Genomic DNA, 22259 nt, shown 5'->3' on the forward strand with positions numbered 1-22259 from the left:
CCCGGACACACTGCTGAACCCCCGGTTCGCGGCCTGGGTGCTGTTCCTGGGTGTCTTGTGTACCGTCGCCCCGTTTTTGATGTTCGTCTGGGGGCTGGAACGGGTGGACGCATCCAGGGCGGGCATCGTCTCGACGCTGGAGCCGCTGGCCGCGGCCGGCCTCGCCTTCGTCTGGCTCGGTCAGCGGTTGTCTGTGGCGCAGACGCTCGGGGGGGCAATGGTTGTGGCCGGCATCGCGATCGTGCTGACGGACGCGTCGGACGCCCCGCCTGCACGGGTCGAGACGTCATGACCGCGCAGCAGCCGACGCAACCGAGGGATGCCGCCAGCGTCGTCCTGGCCCGGGCGTCCCGAGGCGGGTACGAGATCCTCATGACGCGGCGCCCGGACGCCATGCGGTTCATGGGCGGGATGCATGTTTTTCCGGGAGGGGCGGTGGATGTGTCGGATGCGTCCGACGCCGTCGCCGAGGTCTCGGCTCTGTCGCGCGAGGATGCCGCTTCGCTTTTGTCCGAGCCCCCCGAGCTCGCCCTCGCCATCCTGTGTTGTGCCGTTCGGGAGCTATTCGAGGAGGCCGGGATCCTGCTGGCCCGGACGCGTGAGGGCCAGCCGGTGGATCCGGCCCGCGTGCGGGACTTGTTCGTCCCGCTGCGTGATGAGGTGGCGCACGACGCCGTCGCCTTTGCGACGTTCTGTCGTCGCGAGCGGCTGGTCCTGGCCACCGACCGACTGGTCCCCCACGGAAGGCTCGTGACGCCCGCCATCTCCCCCATTCGATTCGATGCCAGGTACTTCGTGACGCCACTGCCGGACGGACAGGTGGTGGTTGCGGATCCCGGAGAGGTGACGGAGACGGTGTGGGCGCAGCCGGCCGAGGCGGTCCGTCTGGGGGCGGAGGGGAGACTCAACGTCCCGATCCCGACGATGGCGATCCTCGAGGCACTGATGCAGGCGCCGGTCCTGCGCGACCTGCTGGACGGGACCTTCGCCCGTGGACGAGTGCGCGTGCGGAGGCTGTCCCCGCTGGTGTCCTGCGTCCTGGCCCCCAACCCCGGACCGATGACCGGCCCCGGCACGAACACCTATGTGGTGGGCGACGGTGGCGTCGTGATCGTCGACCCGGCGGTACCGGACCCTGTCTACGTCGATGCCGTCGTCCGGCGGGCGCGGGAGGCCGGCGGATGCCGCATGGTCCTGCTCACCCACCTGCACCCGGACCACACCCAGGGGGCCGAGGTCGTGGCGGGACAGCTGGACTGCGCCGTCGGCGCCTGGGAGGGGGTTGCCGGCGCCATCTCCTACGTCACGGAAGCCCTCTCCGACGAGCAGCGGATCCGGGCCGGCGGGGCGACCCTGCGCGCGCTGCACACGCCCGGACACGCCTCGCACCACCTGTGCTTTCTGATGGAGGAGGAGTCGGCGCTGCTGGCCGGCGACGTCGTGGCGGGGGCCGGGACCGTAGTGATCGCGCCCCCGGACGGGGACATGTCCGACTACCTCGCGACGCTGCGGCGGCTTCGCTCGCTGGGGCTGTCACGGATCTACCCCGGACACGGGCCCACTGTGGACGATCCGGGAGCCAAGCTCGACGAGTACATCGCGCACCGCCTCGAGCGCGAGACTCAGGTGCTGGATTCGCTGGCCCGTGGAGACACGACGATCCCCCGGATGGTTTCGCGCATCTATTCGGAAGTGCCGGTGCACCTGCACCCGGTCGCGGAGCTGTCGGTGCTGGCGCATCTGGAGATGCTGGAGAAGGCGGGCCGGGTGCGTCGCCAGGGTGAGGACTGGACGCCCGTCACGGCCTGAGTCACGGAGGGCGCGGCGGTACAGTTGGTCGTCCGTTCACCACCTGAAAGGCCACGACGATGCGGGAAGCGGTTGTCGTCGACGCCGTCCGGACCCCCCTCGGCCGGCGCAACGGAAAGCTCAAGAACTGGCACCCGGTGGACCTGCTGGCGCACGTTCTGCAGGCGTCCGTGGACCGTACCGGGGTGGACCCACTGGAGGTGGACGACGTCATCGCCGGGTGCGTCAGCCAGGTGGGCGAGCAGTCGTGCAACATCGCCCGCAACGCCTGGCTTGCCGCCGGCTTCCCGGTGGAGGTGCCGGGGACCACCGTGGACCGGCAGTGCGGATCTTCTCAGCAGGCCGTCCACTTCGCGGCTCAGGGCGTGATGTCCGGCGCCTACGACCTGGCGATCGCATGCGGTGTGGAGAACATGAGCCGTGTCCCGATGGGAGCCAGCCTCATGAGCGGCCCCGGGTTCCCCTTCTCGGAGAAGCTGCTCGCCCGTCACCCCATCGTCCAGCAGGGGCTTTCGGCCGAGATGATCAACGAAAGATGGGCGATCACCCGCGAAGAGCTGGACCGGGTGGGTTTTCGCTCCCAGACCCTCGCCGCGCAGGCGACCGCACAGGGAAGGTTCGCGGCCGAGATCGTGCCTGTGCCGGTGGAGGCCGGGACCGTCACCACCGACGAGGGCATCCGGGAGACCAGCCTCGAGAAGATGGCGTCGCTGAAGCCGGCTTTCGCCGAGGACGGCAAGGTCACCGCCGGCAACTCGTCGCAGATAACCGACGGGGCGGCATCCTTGATGATCACGACGCCGGAGAGGGCAAGGTCTCTGGGCCTGCGTCCGCGAGCGCGGTTCAAGTCCTTCGCGCTGGCGGCCTCGGACCCCGTGATCATGCTCACTGCGCCCATTCCGGCGACGCAGAAGGTGCTGAAGCGGGCCGGACTCACACTGGACGACATCGGCGTCGTTGAGATCAACGAGGCTTTCGCGTCGGTTGTGGTCGCTTGGGCCCGGGAGATGGGTCTGGACCCGGATGAGGTCACGGGGGCCGGGACAAGGGTCAACCCCAACGGCGGCGCGATCGCCCTCGGGCACCCGCTGGGAGCCTCAGGCGCACGGCTCATGACCACGATGCTCCATGAGCTCGAGCGGACGGGGGCCAGGTTCGGGCTACAGACGATGTGCGAGGGCGGAGGCATGGCCAACGCCACGATCATCGAGCGCCTGGACTGAGGGTCGTGGGAGACCGCCGGCCGCGGGGCCGTGTCCTGCGCCGGTTGCTACCGTTTTTGTTCGTGGGGGTCGCGTTCTTCGTGATCGCGAGGCTGCCCTCGGGTACCGACGCCCGCAGCATCGCGACAAGGGCTGCGGTAGGGCTGGTCGTCGGGGGCGCGGGCGTGCTGGTGGTGCGCCGGATGCTCGTCGCGCTGGCCGACCCGCCCCCACCGGCCCCCGAGAAGGTGGACGCGGTCGTCGCCGACGTGTCCTACGAGTGCACGCTGTGCGGGACGCGCCTGCGGTTGGAGGTCGCGTCGACCGGCAAGGCTCCACGTCACTGCGGTGAGCAGATGGAGGCGCGCGTGGGACGGTCCTGAGTGAGGCGGCGGATCCGCTCGCGGATCAGTCGAAAAGCTCGGCCGCCTTGTCCCTGAGCGTCTTGTAGTCCTTTCGGTGCCCGTCGTCGGCAACGAGAGCGTCGTTGCGGGCGAAGCCCCATCCCACAAGTTGGACCCCCACGCGGCTCCAGCGCCGGCGAAGCCCGCCGCCGCAGCCCGGGCAGGTGGTGGGAGCCGGCTCGGGCGGCAGCACTATGGCCTCGTGGTCGGCGCCGCAGTCGGTGCACCTGTACTCGAAAACCGGCATGCAACCAGTGTAGGTGGGCAGATGGTGCGTTGATGACCAGCGCGTCTGTTCATCGGTCCACAGGATGTGCAGTTCCTGGGGACAGAATGACAGCAGTGGAATTCCGCTGCTGTCGTCTCATCAGAAGGTCACGAACCGCTCCAGCGTCCGCAGAAGCTCGTCCATCTTCTCCTGCGCCACGCCGGGCTGGCCTGAGATGGCCGATTCCGCGGTGGCCCGAACGTGGCTCTGGAGCAGACGAACCCCCACTTTCTCCATGCCGGCGACCGCGGCCGAGACCTGCGTCAGGACGTCTCCTACAGGCGCCCGCTGTTCGAGCATCCGCTCCACCCCACGGACCTGGCCCTCGATCTTCCGGAGTCGTGACACGAGATCCGCCACGTCGGTACCGCCCGTCGCTGTGGTCATCCGGCCCCCTCCCTATACCCGTAACGGGCAGGGTAGCGGCGGTGTGCGACGCCCGGTCAGTAGATCTGGGTCGCGACCACGAGGCTCAGTGCGATGAGACCCAGGCCGACGAACAACAGGTACTGGTAACGCCCGGCGAAGAACATGTAGTGCGACAGGATCACGACCACTCCTGCGGCCAAGAGCAGTCCGAACACGGGCATGACCCACCGGGCGGTCCGGCGGCGACGGGGAGCCGCCGCGACCGCGGCCGGACGTCGTGCGGCCGTCCTCTTTTTGCGTCGAGATCTCGACTCTGGCATGCCCTTGTTCCCCGGCTTGATGGATCGGCAGCGATGATATGCTGCCCGGGTCCCGGGCCGCACAACCCCCTTTCAAAACCATGAGGATCGCGCGCGTAATCGGCGTCGTCGGCAGGCTCCTCGTACTGGTCGGGCTGATCCTGCTCTTCTACACGACCTACCTGCTGTGGGGCACCAGCGTTGAGACCCGCCGCGAGCAGGCGAACCTGGCCGAGGAGCTGCGAACGACCGCCCCGGTGGCCACGGAGGCCCAACAGCAGGCACAGGGTGAGATCCCGCCAGCGAAGCCCGAGGGAACGGTGAACGCGGGAGACCCCCTGTTCGAGATCGTCATCCCGAAGATCGGACTGCGCAACATCGTGGTCCAAGGGGTGGACTCCCCACAGCTCAAAAAGGGACCCGGCCACTTCGCGGAGTCGCCTTGGCCGGGGGAGAAGGGCAACGTGGCCCTGTCGGGTCACCGCACGACCTACGGCGGGCCGTTTTTCCGCCTCAACGAGCTCGCCGTGGGCGATGAGGTGCTGGTTGAGCGGGCAGGGGCCCGGTACCGCTACCGGCTGATGCAGGCGCCGTTCGTGGTGGACCCCAGCCGTGTGGACGTCGTCGACAACCACGGGCGGGACGAGATCACGCTCACCACCTGTCACCCGAGGTTCAGCGCGGCGCAGCGCATGATTGTCCACGCTGCCTACCAGGGGGCCGAGAGGATTCCCTCGGCCCCCCCCGCGGCCGGCGGGGACCAGCCCGCGGCTCAGGGAAGCGAGACACGCGAGTTCGTCCCGCGGGGGCCGACCGTGCCCAGGGACACGATGGTCTTCGGGGGCATATCGATCCTTGCCCTGCTGGCGGCTATGGCCCTGTCCAACCGGCTGCGCCAGACCGCTGTCTGGGGGACCGTCGTGATCGTCTCGGCGACCGGCATGTGGGTGGGCGTGTTCCCGCAGATCCTGCGGCTGATGCCGCCCAACTACTGACGACTGATCCTGTCGGCATGAGGCGGATGGTTGTGGTCCACGCGCATCCCGACGACGAGGCGCTGTTCACCGGCGGGATCCTCGCCAGGTACGCGTCGGAAGGGGCGCACGTCTGCCTGGTCACGTGCACCAACGGGGAGCTGGGCGAGATCGCCGATGTCCCGGAGCTCGGCACCATCGAGGAGATCCGGCCGCGGCTGGCCGAGGTCCGGCTCGCGGAGCTGGCCGATGCGTGTGGCGCCCTCGGCCTCCGCGACGTCAGGCCGCTCGGATATCACGACTCGGGCATGGCGGGAACGGACGGGAATCTGGACCCGGTGGCCTTCATCAACCAGGACCTCACCGACGTGGCCGACCGGCTCGTTCAGGTGTACCGCGAGGTACGCCCCCAGGTGGTCGTCACCTACAACGAGTTCGGCTTCTACGGACACCCGGACCACATCCGGGCCCACGAGGCGGCGCTGCGGGCAATCGAGCTGTCCCGGGACGGGTCCTACCGGCCGGATCTCGGCCCCGCTCACGCCGTGTCGAAGCTGTACTTCACGGCGATCCCCAAGAGCGCTCTTCGCGCGTTCGTGGCCGCGGCCACGGAATGGGGGGCCGAGCACGCGGACGCATCGATGACCGAGGAGGAGGCCGAGCGCATCGGGACCGATGACCAGCTCGTAACGACGGCGGTGGACGTCTCGAGCTTTGTATCCCACAAGCTCCGGGCTCTGCGCGCGCATCGGACCCAGCTCGGGACTATGGCCCCGTTCCTGGCAATCCCGGAGGAGTGGCTGTCCGTCGCGCTGGCGACAGAGCACTTCGTGCTCGTGGGGCAGTCCAACCCCGGAGCCACGGAAAGCGACCTGTTCGAAGGTCTGCCGGAAGCGTGACGTGAAGCCGGCCATCTTCGTGCTCGACAACTACGACTCGTTCACCTACAACCTCGTCCAATACCTGGGCGAGCTCGGCGCACGACTGGAGATAGCCCGCAACGACCGGATCACGGTGGACCAGGTGGCGGCGTGGCGGCCCCACGCAGTCGTCATCTCTCCGGGGCCCGGCAAGCCTGCGGAAGCCGGGATCTCCCTGTCGCTGGTGCAGTGGTGCGCCGACCAGCGGGTCTCATTGCTCGGGGTGTGCCTGGGCCACCAGGCGATCGGACAGGCATTCGGCGGGCGCATCGTCCGGGCCGCCACGCTCATGCACGGCAAATCCACCGAGGTCCACCACGATGGCGCAGGGGTGCTGCGAGGTCTGCCCTCACCCTTTGAAGCCGGCCGGTACCACTCTTTGGTGGTGGACCCGGAATCGCTGCCGCCGGTACTGGAGGTGACCGCGCGCACCCCCGATGGGGTCGTCATGGGACTTCGGCACCGCTCGCTTCCGGTCGAAGGGGTCCAGTTCCACCCCGAGTCGGTCCTCACGCCCGACGGCATGCGCGTCCTCCGAAACTTCGTTTCGGGAGCCCAGTCTGTGGACGAACCGGACTAACCGACCCACTGCCGGCCATGTCACCGAACCGATCCGGGGGCCGGCGGCGTTCTTCTCTATGCACGTCCCTCGACCCCCAGGAGCCATGGCCAGCCGCCTCACGACCCGGATCGCCGCGCTCGCCGCCGCCTTGTGCGTATCGACGGCCATCCCGGCGCTCGCCCAGGAGCCGCCGCCCACGCAGGAATCACCCTCTCCTTCCGCCACGCCTTCGCCCTCGCCGGCGCCCACGCCTGCTCCGCCCGAGCCCACACCGGCGCCGCCGCCGTCCTTCCGGCCGGAACCGACCGCCGCACCTCCCGCAACCCGCAGCGACCAGGCCGTGCGAGCGGTCTCCGGCCTTGGCATGTACGTCTGGCAGTGGGACCGGACCGGTACACCGGCGGAGGTGGTCGCCAAGGCCAGGGCCTCGAACATGAGCTTCATCATCGTCCGGGCCTCCTCGGCCTCGGCAGGGTTCTACCTGGCACCGCTGCTGCGGGACCTTCTCCCGCTGGCGCACGCCGCCGGACTGAAGGTGGTCGCATACGACCCACCGAGGTTCGAAAACGTTGAAGCGGACGTCCGGAGAGCGCACGAGGTCATGTCCTTCAGGGTCCGTGGCCACGCCATCGACGCCTTCGCCGCGGACATCGAGCCCAAGTGGGAGTTGCTGACGCCGCAGGCAGCAGACCGCTACGGCGCGCTGCTCCGCCAGGCCGCAGGCCCCTCGATGCCTCTGGTCGCCGTGGTCCACCCGCCGAACCTCGTCGGAAACCGCTTCCCGTTCGCCGCCGTGGCCCGCCACTTCGACGTCCTGTCCCCCATGGGGTACTGGCGGGCACGCACTCTCGAGTCCGCCGCGTTCACAGCCGAGTCGGTGCGGGCGCTTCGCGCCTACGGCCGACCGGTTACGGCCATAGGCCAGGCCTTCTCCTACGACACGCACCCCCAGGCGCGGCTGCGTGGGCACCCGGGTCCCGCAGAGCTGAAGGCCGCAATCGATGCGGCTAGAGCCGCGGGAGCGGTGGGCATGTCCTTCTGGGTCTGGGAGCATGCCGAGCCCTGGGTTTTCGACGTGATCAGAGACGCCCGCTGGCTCGGGTCTGCCGGCCCCGGACTGGGAGTCCGCCCGCCGAAGCCGGCCAAGGCGCCCCCGGCTGCGCCCGTCGTGGTCTCAGCCGCGCCTCAGATGACCGCTTCACCGGAGGCGGTCGAGGTGCAGGCTGCCGCCGTATGGCTGGAGCCTCCTCTGCCGGCGGCCCCCCCGGCTCCCTCGGGTCAGTTGCCGGCGGCGGCGGCTATGGCTCTGCTGGTCGCAGCGGGGGCCGTGGTGCTTCACACGGGCGATTGGTCGTTCGGTGGGATCGCCGGCCTGGCTTCGGCCGCGCTCGTGGCAGTCGAAAGGTCGGCAGCCCCTCTGGTGGCTAACTCGGGGCCTGGGCCGGACTCTCAGGCGCCCGGCGCGGGAGAATCGGATCTCACTGGTCGGGAACCGCGTCGCCGGGTCCGCCGCTCGACACGACGATGATCACGATCGAGCCCTTGGGGGCCTGAGTCCCGGCTCTGGGCTCCTGGTCGATGACGACCCCCCTCGGCTGCGGCGCCGCCTCCTCCTGCCGCGAGATCCTGAAACCCTGGTTCGCCAGGACGACGCTGGCCTGGTTCTCCGACAGCCCGACGACGTTGGGAACCGTAGCCGTCTCGGGCCCCTTTGAGACGGTCAGATCGATCTTGGTGTTCTGGCGGACCTGCGCGTTGGGCCTCGGATTCTGGTCGATGACCGTCCCGGCGGGTTGGTCGTTGGAGAACTCCTCCACCTGCTCGCCCAGCTGAAGCTTCGCCTGATCCAGGCGCACCCGCGCCTCGCTGAACCCGATGCCCTTGAGGTTGGGGACGGCCACGAAAGGCAGTCCGGACGAAACCCAGTACTTCACGACGCCGCCTTTGGCGATCCGGCGACTGGGGTCTGGTCGCTGCCGGCTGACCAGTCCCTCCGGGACCGATTCGTCCGGCTCGTTGCCCTGAAAGGATGGCTCGAGATCGCGCTGCCGCAACAGGACCTCGGCCTGCCGGGGGTCGCGGTTGACGAGGTTCGGCACCTCGGACCCGCCGATGGCGGGCCGGAGCAGGTTCACCAGCGACCATCCCCCTAAAGCCAGCCCCCCGACGAACAGTCCGATGGCCAGGGCCAGCAGCCACCCAGGGCGCTGAGTCGCGGCCCTTTGTATGGGCCCGGCCTTTCGGATGACCTGAGTCTCGTCGTGGGGGACCGCGGTTGACGACGGAAGGACGGCCGTCACCTCTTTGCCTGACAAAAACGACTCGACGTCCCGTCGCATCTGCGCTGCGGTGGAGTACCTGTCCTCGGGGGACTTCGCCATCGCCGTGAGGATGATGGCCTCCAGGTCGGCCGGCAGTCCCGGCCGAATTTTGGTCGGCCGGTCGGCGTTCTCGCGCACGTGCTTCATCGCGATGCTGACGGGCGAGTCGCCGGTGAACGGACGCCGTCCCGTTGTCATCTCGTACAGGACGACGCCGAGGGAGTACAGGTCGGACCTGCCGTCCAACGGAAGGCCCTGAGCCTGCTCCGGCGACAGGTAGTAGGCGGTGCCGAGAATGGTCCCCGTCTGCGTGTTCGTGTCCCCCGACGCGGCGCGGGCGATCCCAAAGTCGGTGACGTGGGCTTCCCCGTCCCTGGTCAAAAGGATGTTGCCCGGCTTGATGTCGCGGTGGACCAGTCCGGACCGGTGGGCGACGCCGAGCGCGGCGAGAACCTGCTCCGCGATCTTGGCGGCGCGCTTGGGAGCGAGTGGCGCCTTTGAGGCGATGAGGTCCTTGAGGGAGGTCCCCTCGATGAACTCCATGACGATGAAGTGGTAATCGTCCTCGCGGCCCCAGTCGTAGATCTGGACGATGTTCGGGTGCTGCAGGTTTGCGGCCGCGTGAGCCTCCCGCCGGAACCGGTCGATGAACGACTGGTCCCCCGCGTACTGCGCGTGCAGGATCTTCAGCGCGACCTGTCGGCGAAGCTGGGTGTCGCGCGCGAGATAAACGTCGGCCATGCCGCCCGTACCGACACGCCGCACCAGCTCGTAGCGGTCTGCCAGGACGGCGGGGATGCTTTTCATCGGCCCGGTTCTCGCGCGATCGCGTCCGCGCACGGAGTCCCCGGGAGCCCGAAGCACGCCTCCAGGACCTTCCGGGCTATGGGAGCGGCGACCTGTCCTCCCGTCGCTTCTTCGTTGTTCCCCCCGCCCCGCTCCACCAGGACCGCTATCGCTATCGCCGGATCCTTGACCGGGGCGTACGCGATGAACCATGCGTGGGGGAGCCTCCCGCAGTTACGTCCAAAGATGGCCTGCTCGTCTTTGGCGCAGGACGGCTGCTGAGCGGTCCCGGTCTTGCCCGCGACGGGGATCGGAAAGCCCGAGAACGCCCGCGCGGCCGTGCCGCTCGTGACGACCGACCTCATCATGCCTCCGACCGCCTCGGCCGACGACGACGACATCGCCTGGGGCCCAAGGGCCGTCCGGATGTCGCGCACGGTGCGTCCGGTCCGGTCGATGATCTTCTCACCGAACCTTGGCTGAGGAACGAACCCCCCGTTGGCGATGGTCGCGGCCACCGTGGCCATTCCGAACGGCGAGACCTGCAGAACCCACTGTCCGAACCCCGCTCTCGCCCTGAACCCCGCCGTGGACAGCTTCTCCTGGCGCTTCGCCTTTCCGCTGGAATCCCGCTCAACCAGTTCCGAGGGCAGGCAGCCGGTGCGGGTCTCGGCGATGTCCGAAGAAGGCTCCGACTCGCAACCGCGAAGCGACGCCTGTCCGCCTCTGTCCAGACCCATGGCGTGGGCCGTCTTGAGCAGCTGGTCGGCACCTACGTCCACCGCGATCTCCGCAAAGGCGGTGTTGCACGAAACGGTGAGGGCTGCCGTCAGGTTGCCGCCGCAGGATCCTCCGCCGAAATTGCCGATGGCGCGGGTGTCGCGGGGAGCCGTGTACGCACCACGGACGGGCAGGCTGGGCCGGGTCGGCTTGTACTTCCCCGACTCAAGCGCGGCCGCGGCCGTCACCACCTTGAACGACGACCCGGGGGGCCTCCTTCCCTGCAGGGCCACGCTCACCAGCGGCGCCTTCGGGTTCTCACACGGGACCGGCTGTCCCTCGGCGTCACGGACGACCTGTCCCGACTCGGTGAGCCGGACCCCCAGGCCGAGGGCGCACCTGGCGCGGACGGCGGCGCTCCGGTCGTTGGACGCCAGCGGGTCCGGGTTGTAGGTCGGGTTGGAGGCGGCGGCAAGCACGGCCCCCGTGGCGGGGTTGAGGGCAACGACTCCTCCACGGCGGCCGCCGAGCGCGGACAGGGCCGCCGCCTGCAGCCGCGTGTCGAGGGTGGACACGAGGTTGTTGCCGATGCGCGGACGCTCGCTGAAAAACTCCGCCAGTGTCTCCGGCGGCGCCGGCTCCCCGACCAGTTCCTTGTTGTATGCCGCCTCGAGTCCGGTCTTTCCGAAATGCAGCGACCATTGCCCCACGATGTGTGGGACCAGTTCGCCCTGCGGATAACGGCGCTCGTACTGGCAGCGGCGTCCTGCCTCTGCCGGCACCGTCTCCGCGAGAACCTGTCCATCAGCGGAGAGAATGTCGCCCCGCTCCCATCGGCATTCCTGGAAAATCCGGAACTGGTTTCGCGTCCGGACCTCGGGATTGACCTTGCCCGGCGGCTCGTAGGTGGCGATCTCCTCCGCCCGGATCCCCTGGACCCAGCCCGAACGCATCGCGATGGCAAGCAGTAGCAGCGTCAGGAGCAGGGCGATGTGCCGGATGCGGCGGTCCATCAGACCACCAGCTCTTCCACCCGCTGCGGCGCCACCGTTGTCGTCTCGGAGTTCGAGATGGCCACCAGGCACCCGAGCATGACGAAGTTGGACACGAGGCTGGAACCGCCGTACGAAATGAAGGGCAGCGTCACGCCGGTGAGCGGCAGGATCCAGGTGACTCCGCCTGCGATGATCCCGGCTTGTACGGCCGTTACGATCCCGAAGCCGGAGGCCGCCAGCGCGTGCAGGTCGCTGCCGGAGCGAAGGGCGATGTGGAACGTGCGCGTCAGCAGCACGACAAAACCCATCACAACCGCCAGAAGGCCGGCGAGACCGAACGTGTGGCCGATGGCGGCAAGTATGAAGTCGGTCCAGGCGAACGGGATCAGATTCGGTTGGGCTCCCTCCCCCACCAGGCCCACGCCACCTATCCCGCCCTCGGCCATGGCGAACTGTCCCTGCAGCAGCTGGAATCCGGCCCGGTCGGGGTCGGCGTACGGGTCAAGCCACGTGTCGAACCGGACCGCCACGTGGGAGAACGTCTTCAGGGAGATGTAGACCCCCGCGGCGAACAGCAGCAGCCCCGTGACCGGGTAGAACAGGCGGCCGGTAGCCACCCAGAGGATCCCCATGAAGGTGGCGAAGAACAGCAGCGACGAACCCAGGTCGTTCTGCTGGACGAATATCAGCAGCGCCAGCCCCACTAGTCCGACGAGGGGCGCGAGATATCTCGGGTCGATCACGTAAACGGGCCCGAACAGGCGCTTGGTCCGTTGTCCCAGCAACTCGCGGCGCTCGGACAGATAGGCGGCCAGGAAAAGGACGAGCAGGACCTTCGCGATCTCGGCGGGCTGAAACGAAAGAGGCCCGAACCGCAGCCACAGGCGTGCCCCGTTGACCGTGTGCCCGATGCCCGGGAGCAGGGGCGCGAGCAGTGCGGCGATACCGAGCAGGGCCAGCGTGTACCTGACCCTCCACGCCCGGCCCAAACCGTTGCGGAACGCGTACAGCGTCGCAAGGAAAGCGACGGCTCCGACACCGAGCCACGCCGCCTGGAGCCTTGCCAGCGGCTGCCAGCCCCGGACCCCTTCGGCCTCCTGCGCGATGTCAATCGCCGACAGCTCAAGGAGTCCGACCGCCACCAGTAGTCCTACGACCGGCAGCAGAAGCGGGTCCGCCCTGGGGGCCAGGGCCCTCACGCCTATGTGGAGCACGGCGAACACCGCCGTGAACCCCAGAAACCCGACGGCCGCCGGGGTGCCCAGTTGCAGGAGTCCGATCGCGTAGACGCCGCATACCCCGGCGAGCAGGACGAGCTCTCTGACGCGGGGGTGCTTCATGCAGGCGGAGGAGGAGGCGGCGCCGCTGTCGGAGTGGGAGCGGGGGCGGCGGTCGGTTCCGGCGTCGCGGCCTGGGGCTGGATCCGGGGCAGCGTCGAGACCACGCGCTGGGCGTCCTCCAGCGACCGCGCTGGGATGCCTTCCTTCAGGTCGCGCTGGTAGGTGCTAACGAGGGTCGAGACCTGGAGGTCGGTCCTGCGGACGACGCGCCCCCTGGGCGGGCCTCCGTCACGTCCCGCCACACCCTCGACTATCGCCACACGGTCGCCTCGAGCGACCACAAAGTACTGGGTGCTGGCCGACTGCAGGAAGTTGTAGCCCAGTAGCGCGACGGCGACCGCGGCGACGATCGCCAGCGGCACCAGAGCCGACAACTTGCGGCCTTTCCGGCCACGGTCCGTCCCGCCGGATGGCTCCTTGGACACGATCACACGATCGGTCGGAGCCCTCTCGTCCTCGACGATCGCCTCGCCTTCCTCGGCTTGCGCCTCCAGGACGACCACGGACACGTTGTCGTGCCCTCCGGCCTCGTTGGACACCTCCACCAGAAGCCGGCACGTCTCGGCCAGGTCCTCGGTGGATCCGAGGATGTCCCTGATGCGTTCGTCCTCCACGTAGCCGTGCAGCCCGTCGGACGCGAGCAAAAGCCTGTCCCCCGGCCGGAGCGTCACGTTCAGGACGTCCACCTGGACGTTGGGGTCGCTCCCGATCGCCTGCAGCAGCATGCTGCGCTGCGGGTGACGCGCCGCTTCATCGGCGGCGATGCGGCCCTCCGACACCAGCTGCTGGACCATGGTCTGGTCCTGCGTGAGCTGGGACAGCTGGCCTGACCTCAGCAGATACGCGCGGCTGTCGCCGACGTGCGCCACCGTGACGGTGTTGTCCTGGATCCACCCGGCCGTCAGGGTCGTGCCCATGGCCGCCAGGTGGGGTTCGGACTTCCCGCGCGACCAGACGGTCCGGTTGGCGTCCAGGACGGCGTCCTTCAGCGCCTGGCCGCCTCTCTCTGCGAGCCGCGGGACCCACGACTCGAGGACCTCCAGGGTGAGGCTCGATGCGATCTCGCCCCCTTCGTAGCCGCCCATGCCGTCGGCCACCGCGACCAGGGGAGGGGTGTTGAGGACGGAGTCCTCGTTGTTGGACCGCACGAGTCCTTTGTGGGTGGCTTCCCTTGTGACGAATCGCATCAGTCCCGGCCCCCTCGCCGTCCGACCCCGGTTCTCATGCCCGCGCCTCCAGGACCGAGCGCCCGATCGAGATGCGGTCGCCGGGGCGCAACAGAACCGGGTGCGTCAGCGGCCGGTCGTTCACCGACGTCCCGTTGGTGGAGCCGAGGTCCTCCACGTACCACTCACCGTCGGAATGGTAGACCCGGGCGTGCCTCTGGGAGACGGATGAGTCCGGGATCGAGACGTGGCAGGACGGATCGCGGCCCATCAGTGTCTCCGGGGGAACCAGGTTGACCGACGACGGCCCGACGCCCTCTTTGAGCGTGAGCACCGAGGGATTGCGCTTGCCCTTGGACGGCGCCACCGGCGACACCCGGGGCGTCGTTGCGTGTGCCAGCTCCCTCGCCTCCATCCATACCACCACGGCCAGCAGCAGGTACATCGCGCCGAGCAGGATGATCTTCCCAAGGGGGCCCGTGATGATGTCGGTCACGGCCTAGGATCTCCGGAACTCAAGGACCGTGTGCCCGACGACTATGCGGTCACCGTCGCGCAGCCGGTGCTGGTCCACTTTCTCCCCGTTGACCATCGTCCCGTTTTTGGACCCGAGGTCGCGAACCACGTACATCCCGTTGCCGCTGTCGTCGACCACCTCCGCATGATGTCTGGAGATCTCCGGGTCGGGAAGGACGAGGTCGTTGTCGGCGAGGCGGCCTATCCGGATCCGGGCATCGACGGGGATGGTCCGCTCGGGCCCCCGGTCACCCAGGACGACCAGACTCGGTCTGCCCGGTGCGGCCGGACGCCGCTGCGGGTCCTTTCTGGCCGCGGGCCGGCGGGTACGGTCGCGGTCGCGGTCCAGGACCACCGGCTCGGTCTCCACCCGGAACTCCCCCGGGGACAGGTCGCCCGCGGTGAATGAGACGCGGGGGGTGTCGGCGAGGACCCATTCGCGCTGCCTGGCGGCCTCCCCTACGAAGATCTCGAGCTCTTCGACGATCTTGGACTCCATCGGAGCCAGACGCTCGTAGTCCTTCTTCGACAGCTGGATCCTGTAGACGTTGGGGACGTAGGTTCGACGCAGAGCCACTTTCCTGCCGTCCTCCATCACGCGCTGTATGCGCTTGCCGATCTCCAGGGGATGCACCCCGGACCTGAAAATGCGCGCGAAGAAGCCTTCAACTGCGCGCTCCAGGCGTTGCTCGAAACCTGCGAGGATGCTCACGTCGCTCCGCATGTCCAGGGGATGCGGACAAGTATACGAACGGGTTCGGTTGCCAATGGGCGCGCGCACCCGCAGGTCCCGGGACCTTTCCGGAGGTCCGGTAGTATCGGATGTTCAGGGCGCGTGGCGGAATTGGCAGACGCGCAGGATTCAGGTTCCTGTCCTGGAGACAGGGTGGGGGTTCGACTCCCCCCGCGCCCACGTCGTCGCGGGTTCCGCCTGCGCTGACGGCGCCCGACCGGCGGGCGGACGCACGCAGACGGGCCTGCCGCGGCGGCGGGGAGGCCGGGGTGCGTAGGGCGCGGCCCAATCCGGCGGCCTGGATTGTCGCCGCGGGGGCGGTTTTCATCGTGGTTCTGCTCCTGCGAGCCTGCGGACGGGGCGACGACTACCCAGAGCGAGCCCGGTCGCTGGCCTCGCGCTCGGCAAAGCTGGGACGAGAGGTCGGAGGGCTCAGGTCCGACATCCCGGTGCTCGAACGAAACGCGTTGTTCCGCCGACTCGACGGGTGGTCCACCGAGGGACGCCGTCACGTGGACGAGGCGAAGGTGATAGACCCCTCGGACGAGCATCGGCTTTCACACTCCTACCTGGTGGCTGCTCTCGGCGTGCGCGCCGACGCTCTGGAGCGATTCAGGCCGGCGGTCTCGAATGCGTTGTCGGACCGCGACCCCCAGGTGGCGAGCAGCCAGCTTGAGTCGGTGATCGACGACTTCCGTCTGGCGGACCGCTCGTACGCCCTGTTCATTCGGACGTGGGCCGGCGGTGATCGCAAGCCGGACGCGTCGCGATGGGCCGGCGGCGGGAGCGAGTTCGAGACGCAGGGCGTCGCCGGACTGGTCGCGGACCTGCGCAAGCAGCCACGCCTGGAAGCGATCTACAACCTCAAGATCGCATCCGTGACCGTGGCGCCGAAGCCTACGGGCACCGAGCGCGACGTGGACCAGCTCCCGTTCACGGACACGCTCCGGGTAACTGTCGTAGTCGAAAACGAGGGCAACCAGCCGGTCCCGCCATCGCCGGTGGCCGCGATCCTCACGTCCGAGGAGGACCCCAAGCCACGGACGATCGAGGGCAGGCTGGACCGCCTAAACCCCGGCAGAAGATTGTCCGTCACGCTGCCCAACCTCCAGCCGGCGACGGGGGGCCCGATCAACCTTCTGCGCGTCATCGTCGGTCCGGTCGGCGGGGAACGGAACCTGCTGGACAACGAGATGGAGTACAAGTTCGTGACCCGCAGGGCCTCGGGTCAGGAGACGGATCGCCCTTCGTCCACCGGAACCGGAACGCCACGACCGTCGCCGCCGGCTTCCGTCCGCCCCACCGCCACCCGCGCCCGCTCGTAGATGTCCTCAAAGGCAAGTCCTGTCCGCCCGGATGCGGCCGAGCAGTCGTCGAACTCCGGCGACACGGTGACGGCCTGGCCCCCGAGCAGTCCCACCTTCACCCGGACCGGCTGTCCGGCGATCTCGACCTGCTGGACCCGACGGTCGAGTACCAGGCGGTCGGCTTCGCGCCTGCGGACCCCCAGCGTGGGGGTCTCACGGAACAGCAGTCCGAGCAGGTGCCGCTCGTCGGAAGGCGAGCACAGCACGGAAAGTTGGAAAGCCGGACGCGACTTCTTCATGACCACCGGCGTCACCCACGCGTCAAGAGCCCCGGCCCCCATGAGGACCTCGACGGCCCGTCCCAGGGCTTCAGGCGTGATGTCGTCGAGGTTCGTCTCCAGCAGCACGTCGGTCCGGTCCCACGTCGTCCGCTGCCGTGTCCCCACCAGAACGCGGCAGACGTTCGGTCCGTCGGAGTGGCGGGTCCCGGTCCCGAGGCCGGTCTCCTGCAGGACCATGTCCGGAACCGGTCCGAAGCTCGCCGAGTGTCCGATCAGGATGGCCACGGCGGTCGGCGTGACCGTCTCTCCCGTCAGGCCGGTCCCCTGAACGGGCACTCCACGGAGCAGCTCGCACAACACCGGCGCCGGCAGCGGGATCGACCCGTGGGCCGTCTCGGTCCGGCCGGCCGACACCGCAACAGGCGAGGCGAAGACCGGCGGGTTGCCGAGAGCGGCCAGTGCCGCCGAAGCGCCGACGAGGTCCACCGCCGTGTCGGCCGTCCCGATCTCGTGCAGGTGCACCCGGTCAGGGGATGTCCCATGACCCCGCGATTCGGCCAGCAAAAGAGCCTCAAAGCCTGCCCGCGCGGGGGCCGAGACCCCCTCGGGAGCCCGGGAGACGGCGTCCAGCAGCTGCTCCGGCGTCAGCCGCCGACCGCCCCCGGAGACCACCGCCCGAAGGCAGGCCAGTCCACCGCTCGAAGCCTCGTCGAACGACAGTTGACACCCCAGTCCCAGGGCGGCCACCGCTTCGCGCATCGCATCCTCGACGGGCTCGCCCAGCTTGCGTCCGCAGTGGGCGAGCGCAGACAGGATCATGTCCCCGGATGCCCCGCACGAAAGATCGAAGTACGCCGCGCGGGGGTTGGTCATCGGGGCCGGCGTGTGCTCAGTGCCGCGAAGAAGCCGGCGCCGAAGCCGTTGTCGATGTTCACGCACACCACCTGGGGGGTGCAGGAGTTGAGCATGCCCAGCAGGGCGGCGAGTCCCCCGAGCGACACTCCGTACCCCACCGAGGTGGGTACCGCCACCACGGGCAGCCCGGTCAGCCCGCCCACGACCGTCGGCAGGGCTCCTTCCATTCCGGCGACCACGATCAGGTAGTCGCAGGCGGCCAGCTGGTCTGAGCACTCCAGGAGGCGGTGAAGACCCGCGACACCCACGTCGTAGATCCGCCGGGGCGTTGCTCCCGCGGCCTCGGCCGTGAGCGCAGCCTCCTCGGCCACCGGCAGGTCGGCGGTTCCGGCCGCGACGACCCCCACCGTGCCGGCGGCGACCGCAGGGGGCCGCATGACCCGGACAAGGCGAGCCTGCTCGTGGAACTCGGCCTCCGGGACCACCGTCTTCACCGCCTCGTAGGCCTGCGCGGTGGTCTTGGTCACCAGGACCGGACCGGTGTTTCGCTCCACGAGGCTGGCCACGATCCCGGCTATCTGGTCCGGGGTCTTGCCGATCCCGAACACGGCCTCCGGCAGGCCCCAGCGCTTCTCGCGCGCGAGGTCCACGCGGGCGAAGCCGAGGTCCGACACGGCGGGTTCGTGGGTCACGAGCATGCCTTCGTCGCGGAAGGGGGCCGGGGAAACGTCATAGTATCGGACGCTATGGCCATTCCGACCGACTATGTCGCCTTGGCGCTCGGCGCCCTGGCGCTGGCCGTCGCCGTGGGGGTCTTCATCTCCTTTGCCTCCGTGCGCAGGCGGCTCATCATTCTCCAGGGCAAGTCCGGACAGTCCGACATGCTCGAGGCGGTGGCCAGACAGGTGGAGGAGGTCCACGCTCTGCGCGGGGAGTTCAAGATCCTGTCCGAGCACCTGCGGGAGCTGACCGAGGCATTCCGCAGCGCCGTCCAGAGGACGTCGGTCTACCGCTACGACGCTTTCGAGGACATGGGCGGCAAGCTGTCGTTCTCGGCCGCCTTTCTGGACGCCAAGGGCGACGGACTGGTCATCTCGTGCATCAACGGGCGTCAGGAGGCGCGAACATACGCCAAGCCCGTCGAGGCTGCGCGGTCGGCCTTCAACCTGTCCCCCGAAGAAGTAGAGGCCATCCGGCGCGCGCTGGCCGGCGAGCCCAGCTGATGGGCGGGCGGTTCGGGTTCCTCGGCCCCCCCGGGACCTTCACCCAGGAGGCTCTGCTCCAGGTCGCCGACCCAGAGTCGGCGGAACTCGTGTACTACCCCTCGGTGGAGGAGGTCGTCCTTGCGGTGGACCGGGGCGACGTCGACCGCGGGATGGTGCCGATGGAGAACTCCGTGGAAGGGACGGTAAACGCGACCGTCGACGCGCTCGGGTTCGACACGCAGGGGCTGATCGTCGAGAAGGAGGTGATCCTGCCCGTCCGGCTGCACCTCCTGGCCCGGCCGGGCGCGGACCTCCTCGAAATCAAGCAGGTGTACTCGATGCCGCACGCCACGGCCCAGTGCCGCAAGTGGCTTCGCGACAACCTGCCGGAGGCCAAGGCCGTGGCGGCCAACTCGACTGCCGAGGCGGCCGGGCGAGTGGCCTACGAGACCGGACCCGCGGACAAGGCCGCCATCGGCCCGAGCCTGGCCGCGCACCTGTACGGGCTGCAGATCCTGGCCCGGGACGTCACCGACCACGCGGAGGCCGAGACCCGGTTTGTGGTCGTCGGGCGGGAGATGCCACCCGCCACGGGGCGGGACAAGACGTCCCTCGTCTGCTTTATAGCCGAGGACCGCCCCGGCGCCCTCCTGGAGATCCTGCAGTGCTTTGTCAGCCAGGGGATCAACCTCACGAAGGTCGAGTCGCGTCCGACGAAAAGAGTCCTGGGCGAGTACTGCTTTTTCATCGACCTCGAAGGGCACTCCACCGACCCGGGTGTCGCCGCGGCCATGTCAGAGGTGGAGGCCCGGGTCGCGAGGCTGAAGCTGCTGGGCTCATATCCGCGGGCACTCGGCGCCCTCGACGCGGAACGACTGGCGCGTCGCGCCCGGGGGGCGAAGGCCCGGCCGGGCGACACCGCCGCGGTCAGGTCCTGACGTGCTGGACCTCAAGCTGCTCAGGGAGCGGCCGGAGGCCGTTCGCGACGCGCTCGCGCGGAGAGGCGACGAGGCTCTGCTGCACGACGTCATGGCCGCCGACGAGAGACGGCGCAAGATCGTCCACCAGGTGGAGCTCAAACAGCAGGAGCACAACCAGCGGTCCAAGCAGATCGGGAAGGCACTGGCCGACGATCGACCCGCGCTGCTGGACGAGGCCAAGCGCCTGAAATCCGAGATCGAAGCGCTGGACCCGCAGGTCAAGGAGGCCGAGGAACAGCTGGACATGGTCCTGGCCCGCGTGCCGAACCTGCCGCACGAGTCGGTCCCGACGGGAATCTCCGACGACGACAACGTCGAGCTGCGGCGCTGGGGCGCCCCGACGGAAAGGCCGGACACCCGCGACCACCTCGACATCGGACGGGAACTCGGCGTGATCGACACCGAGCGAGCCGCATGGACGTCCGGCAGCCGCTTCGGCTACCTGCTGGGCGGACTGGTCCACCTGGAGTTCGCGCTCGTCCGGTACGCGATGGACCGGCTGGAGCCGCACGGCTTCACGCCGGTGATTCCGCCGGTGCTCGTTCGCAGGGAGGCGATGTTTGGAGCGGGAGCGCTTCCCGGAGACGACGCCCAGTACTACGTGGTGCAGGACGGGTTGTACCTGACGGGAACCTCCGAGCAGGCTCTAGCGGCGATTCACGCGGAGGAGGAACTGGAAGCCGGTGACCTCCCGATCCGTTACATGGCCTTCTCGTCGTGCTTTCGCAGGGAGGCCGGGGCGTACGGGCGAGACACGCGCGGGATCTTCCGCGTCCACCAGTTCGACAAGGTGGAGATGTTCAGCTTTGCCCACCCGGACCACTCGTGGGACGAGCACGGGTTCCTCGTCGCGCGCCAGGAGGAGCTTCTCCAGTCGCTGGGGCTGCCCTACCGCGCCATGAACGTCTGCACCGGAGAGCTGGGCGCCCCGGCTGCCAAGAAGATCGACCTGGAGGCGTGGTTTCCGGGACAGCGACGCTATCGCGAGGTGATGTCCTGCTCCAACTGCACGGACTTCCAGGCGCGCAGGCTCAAGGTGCGCATGAAGGGGCCTGGCGGCAAGCGGATCCTGCACACGCTCAACGGAACTGCCTTCGCGATCGGCCGGACGATCGCCGCGATCATGGAGAACTACCAGGAGCCGTCCGGGGCCGTCGTAATCCCTGAGCCGCTCCGCCCCTACATGCCCGCTGGTCTCAGCCGCATCGACCGCCGGTGAGCGCCGGGCCGTGGGCTGCGGCACGCCCCGTCTAGGCTGGGGACGGAGGAGTGTCCGAGCGGCCGAAGGACGCCGCCTTGAAAGCGGCTGCACCCGCAAGGGTGCCGTGGGTTCGAATCCCACCTCCTCCGCGACGTAGAATCGAGCGTCTTGGAGGAGTCGCATAGTCCGGTCTAGTGCGCCCGCCTGCTAAGCGGGTTGGGGGTGAAAGCTCCCACGAGGGTTCAAATCCCTCCTCCTCCGCTCCGGGCCCCGCGGCCAATCGCGTGCGGGCTGCTTTGGGCGGCCGCTGGGCGGCCGTCGCGGGCGTTGCTTCACTGACCGCGGCCTCCGCGGTACTGCGCACGGAGGGTCTCAGGGTCCGGCTTTGGCTGGACGAGGCCATCTCGGTCGGGATCGCCTCTCAGCCACTGGGTGCGATCCCCGGTCTGATGCGCCGGGACGGCTCGCCTCCCCTGTACTACCTGCTCCTGCACGGGTGGATGGAGGTTGCGGGGCAGTCGGAGGCCGCACTTCACCTCCTATCGCTTGCGTTCGGAGTGGCGGTCGTGCCGGTGGCTTACTGGGCCGGGCGCAGCCTGTTCGGCCGCCGGGTCGGCTGGATGGCGGCGGCGATGGCGGCGGCGAACCCGTACATCACCCGGTACAGCGTGGAGGTCCGGATGTACACGCTGCTGGTGCTGCTCTCGCTCGTGTGCGTCACCTGCTTTGTGCACGCGTTCGTGCACGGGCGCCGCCGGTGGCTCCCGGCGTTCGTCCTGAGCCTGGCGCTGACGATGTACACCCACAACTGGGGCTTGTTTCTTGCGCTCTCCCTGGGGGTCACCGCTCTGGCTTTGGGCTTCAGGAACGGCCGGTCTTCCGTCGCACGCACCGCAGCACCGTTTGCCGTCGTGGGGGTTTTGTACGCGCCGTGGATCCCGACTCTTCTGGCCCAGGCGCGCGATGTCGGAGCACCGTGGTCGAAGTCGCCCGGGCTCCGTGAGGTCATCTGGTCGGCCGGCGCCGTTTTCGGCGACGAGCGGGCG

24 protein-coding genes and 3 tRNA genes are annotated in these 22259 nt (G+C 68.9%); 16 read left to right on the top strand and 11 right to left on the bottom strand.

Going from position 1 to position 22259, the window contains the following annotated elements; translation table 11 throughout:
- The 4 genes from VNE62_08720 to VNE62_08735 all read left to right on the top strand — a co-directional run.
- Positions 1 to 292 (top strand): DMT family transporter (locus VNE62_08720; GenBank protein HVE92364.1); only part of this gene is annotated, 292 nt, incomplete at its 5' end.
- On the top strand, positions 289 to 1809 hold the full coding sequence (locus VNE62_08725; GenBank protein HVE92365.1) for an MBL fold metallo-hydrolase: 1521 nt from the start codon (positions 289 to 291) through the stop codon (positions 1807 to 1809). The genes VNE62_08720 and VNE62_08725, both read left to right, overlap by 4 nt.
- A gap of 59 nt (positions 1810 to 1868) precedes the next feature.
- Complete coding sequence (locus tag VNE62_08730) at positions 1869 to 3032, top strand: thiolase family protein (GenBank protein ID HVE92366.1); 1164 nt, start codon at positions 1869 to 1871, stop codon at positions 3030 to 3032.
- 5 nt (positions 3033 to 3037) lie between these two features.
- On the top strand, positions 3038 to 3394 hold the full coding sequence (locus VNE62_08735) for a hypothetical protein (GenBank protein HVE92367.1): 357 nt from the start codon (positions 3038 to 3040) through the stop codon (positions 3392 to 3394).
- Between the two features lie 25 nt (positions 3395 to 3419).
- On the opposite strand, the gene VNE62_08740 is transcribed toward VNE62_08735, so the two are convergent.
- From VNE62_08740 to VNE62_08750, 3 genes are all read right to left on the bottom strand, one after another.
- On the bottom strand, positions 3420 to 3662 hold the full coding sequence (locus VNE62_08740) for a zinc ribbon domain-containing protein (protein ID HVE92368.1): 243 nt from the start codon (positions 3660 to 3662) through the stop codon (positions 3420 to 3422).
- A 120-nt stretch (positions 3663 to 3782) separates the two neighbouring features.
- Positions 3783 to 4070 carry a metal-sensitive transcriptional regulator gene (locus VNE62_08745; protein HVE92369.1) on the bottom strand — a complete coding sequence of 96 codons (288 nt, stop codon included), beginning with the start codon at positions 4068 to 4070 and terminating at the stop codon, positions 3783 to 3785.
- 56 nt (positions 4071 to 4126) lie between these two features.
- Entirely contained in the window at positions 4127 to 4372 is a 246-nt protein-coding gene (locus VNE62_08750; GenBank protein HVE92370.1) for a cell division protein CrgA, read from the bottom strand.
- 80 nt (positions 4373 to 4452) lie between these two features.
- Between VNE62_08750 and VNE62_08755 the strand changes: the two genes are divergently transcribed.
- The 4 genes from VNE62_08755 to VNE62_08770 all read left to right on the top strand — a co-directional run bounded on the left by VNE62_08755 (position 4453) and on the right by VNE62_08770 (position 8335).
- Complete coding sequence (locus VNE62_08755) at positions 4453 to 5346, top strand: class E sortase (protein HVE92371.1); 894 nt, start codon at positions 4453 to 4455, stop codon at positions 5344 to 5346.
- Between the two features lie 17 nt (positions 5347 to 5363).
- Entirely contained in the window at positions 5364 to 6224 is an 861-nt protein-coding gene (locus VNE62_08760) for a PIG-L family deacetylase (protein ID HVE92372.1), read from the top strand.
- A 1-nt stretch (position 6225) separates the two neighbouring features.
- Positions 6226 to 6825 carry an aminodeoxychorismate/anthranilate synthase component II gene (locus VNE62_08765; GenBank protein ID HVE92373.1) on the top strand — a complete coding sequence of 200 codons (600 nt, stop codon included), beginning with the start codon at positions 6226 to 6228 and terminating at the stop codon, positions 6823 to 6825.
- 85 nt (positions 6826 to 6910) lie between these two features.
- The gene (locus tag VNE62_08770; GenBank protein ID HVE92374.1) at positions 6911 to 8335 is read left to right on the top strand and encodes a hypothetical protein; all 1425 of its coding nucleotides are present in this window, start codon (positions 6911 to 6913) and stop codon (positions 8333 to 8335) included.
- On the opposite strand, the gene VNE62_08775 is transcribed toward VNE62_08770, so the two are convergent.
- Genes VNE62_08775 through VNE62_08800 form a run of 6 tightly spaced genes read right to left on the bottom strand, consistent with a single transcriptional unit; the run spans position 8286 to position 15363 of the window.
- On the bottom strand, positions 8286 to 9935 hold the full coding sequence (locus tag VNE62_08775) for a PASTA domain-containing protein (protein HVE92375.1): 1650 nt from the start codon (positions 9933 to 9935) through the stop codon (positions 8286 to 8288). The two genes, VNE62_08770 and VNE62_08775, sit on opposite strands and share 50 nt — an antisense overlap.
- Positions 9932 to 11647, bottom strand: coding sequence for a penicillin-binding transpeptidase domain-containing protein (locus VNE62_08780; protein ID HVE92376.1), 1716 nt, complete (start codon positions 11645 to 11647; stop codon positions 9932 to 9934). The genes VNE62_08775 and VNE62_08780 overlap by 4 nt, the downstream gene beginning before the upstream one ends.
- Complete coding sequence (locus VNE62_08785) at positions 11647 to 12969, bottom strand: FtsW/RodA/SpoVE family cell cycle protein (protein ID HVE92377.1); 1323 nt, start codon at positions 12967 to 12969, stop codon at positions 11647 to 11649. Before VNE62_08785 ends, VNE62_08780 begins: the two co-directional genes overlap by 1 nt.
- A complete protein-coding gene (locus VNE62_08790; GenBank protein HVE92378.1) occupies positions 12966 to 14156 on the bottom strand; it encodes a Stp1/IreP family PP2C-type Ser/Thr phosphatase in 1191 nt (396 codons plus the stop codon). Before VNE62_08790 ends, VNE62_08785 begins: the two co-directional genes overlap by 4 nt.
- 34 nt (positions 14157 to 14190) lie before the next feature.
- Positions 14191 to 14631: an FHA domain-containing protein gene (locus tag VNE62_08795; GenBank protein HVE92379.1), complete on the bottom strand. Its 441-nt coding sequence runs from the start codon at positions 14629 to 14631 to the stop codon at positions 14191 to 14193.
- A gap of 3 nt (positions 14632 to 14634) precedes the next feature.
- Positions 14635 to 15363 (bottom strand): DUF3662 and FHA domain-containing protein, encoded by a 729-nt coding sequence (locus VNE62_08800; GenBank protein HVE92380.1) that lies wholly within the window; start codon positions 15361 to 15363, stop codon positions 14635 to 14637.
- Positions 15364 to 15480: 117 nt separating this feature from the next.
- Here VNE62_08800 and VNE62_08805 point away from each other — a divergent pair.
- Together VNE62_08805 and VNE62_08810 are read left to right on the top strand one after the other, a co-directional pair.
- Positions 15481 to 15564: transfer RNA gene (locus VNE62_08805), tRNA-Leu, on the top strand.
- 89 nt (positions 15565 to 15653) lie between these two features.
- Positions 15654 to 16709: a hypothetical protein gene (locus tag VNE62_08810; GenBank protein HVE92381.1), complete on the top strand. Its 1056-nt coding sequence runs from the start codon at positions 15654 to 15656 to the stop codon at positions 16707 to 16709.
- On the opposite strand, the gene larC is transcribed toward VNE62_08810, so the two are convergent.
- Together larC and larB are read right to left on the bottom strand one after the other, a co-directional pair.
- Positions 16613 to 17845, bottom strand: a complete 1233-nt coding sequence (gene larC, locus VNE62_08815) for a nickel pincer cofactor biosynthesis protein LarC (GenBank protein ID HVE92382.1) — start codon at positions 17843 to 17845, stop codon at positions 16613 to 16615. The genes VNE62_08810 and larC overlap by 97 nt on opposite strands.
- The gene (larB, locus tag VNE62_08820) at positions 17842 to 18519 is read right to left on the bottom strand and encodes a nickel pincer cofactor biosynthesis protein LarB (GenBank protein ID HVE92383.1); all 678 of its coding nucleotides are present in this window, start codon (positions 18517 to 18519) and stop codon (positions 17842 to 17844) included. The genes larC and larB overlap by 4 nt, the downstream gene beginning before the upstream one ends.
- Positions 18520 to 18573: 54 nt before the next feature.
- Here larB and VNE62_08825 point away from each other — a divergent pair, with 54 nt between their 5' ends.
- From VNE62_08825 to VNE62_08850, 6 genes are all read left to right on the top strand, one after another.
- Complete coding sequence (locus VNE62_08825) at positions 18574 to 19050, top strand: DUF4446 family protein (GenBank protein ID HVE92384.1); 477 nt, start codon at positions 18574 to 18576, stop codon at positions 19048 to 19050.
- Positions 19050 to 19970, top strand: a complete 921-nt coding sequence (gene pheA, locus VNE62_08830) for a prephenate dehydratase (protein HVE92385.1) — start codon at positions 19050 to 19052, stop codon at positions 19968 to 19970. Before VNE62_08825 ends, pheA begins: the two co-directional genes overlap by 1 nt.
- A gap of 1 nt (position 19971) precedes the next feature.
- Positions 19972 to 21231: a serine--tRNA ligase gene (serS, locus tag VNE62_08835; protein HVE92386.1), complete on the top strand. Its 1260-nt coding sequence runs from the start codon at positions 19972 to 19974 to the stop codon at positions 21229 to 21231.
- Between the two features lie 44 nt (positions 21232 to 21275).
- Positions 21276 to 21362: transfer RNA gene (locus tag VNE62_08840), tRNA-Ser, on the top strand.
- Between the two features lie 21 nt (positions 21363 to 21383).
- Positions 21384 to 21474 (top strand) — tRNA-Ser (locus VNE62_08845).
- A gap of 23 nt (positions 21475 to 21497) precedes the next feature.
- A partial coding sequence (locus VNE62_08850; protein ID HVE92387.1) for a glycosyltransferase family 39 protein occupies positions 21498 to 22259 on the top strand: 762 nt, incomplete at its 3' end.

The sequence above is a fragment of the Actinomycetota bacterium genome, from assembly GCA_035536535.1.
Lineage (GTDB): Bacteria > Actinomycetota > JAICYB01 > JAICYB01 > JAICYB01 > DATLNZ01.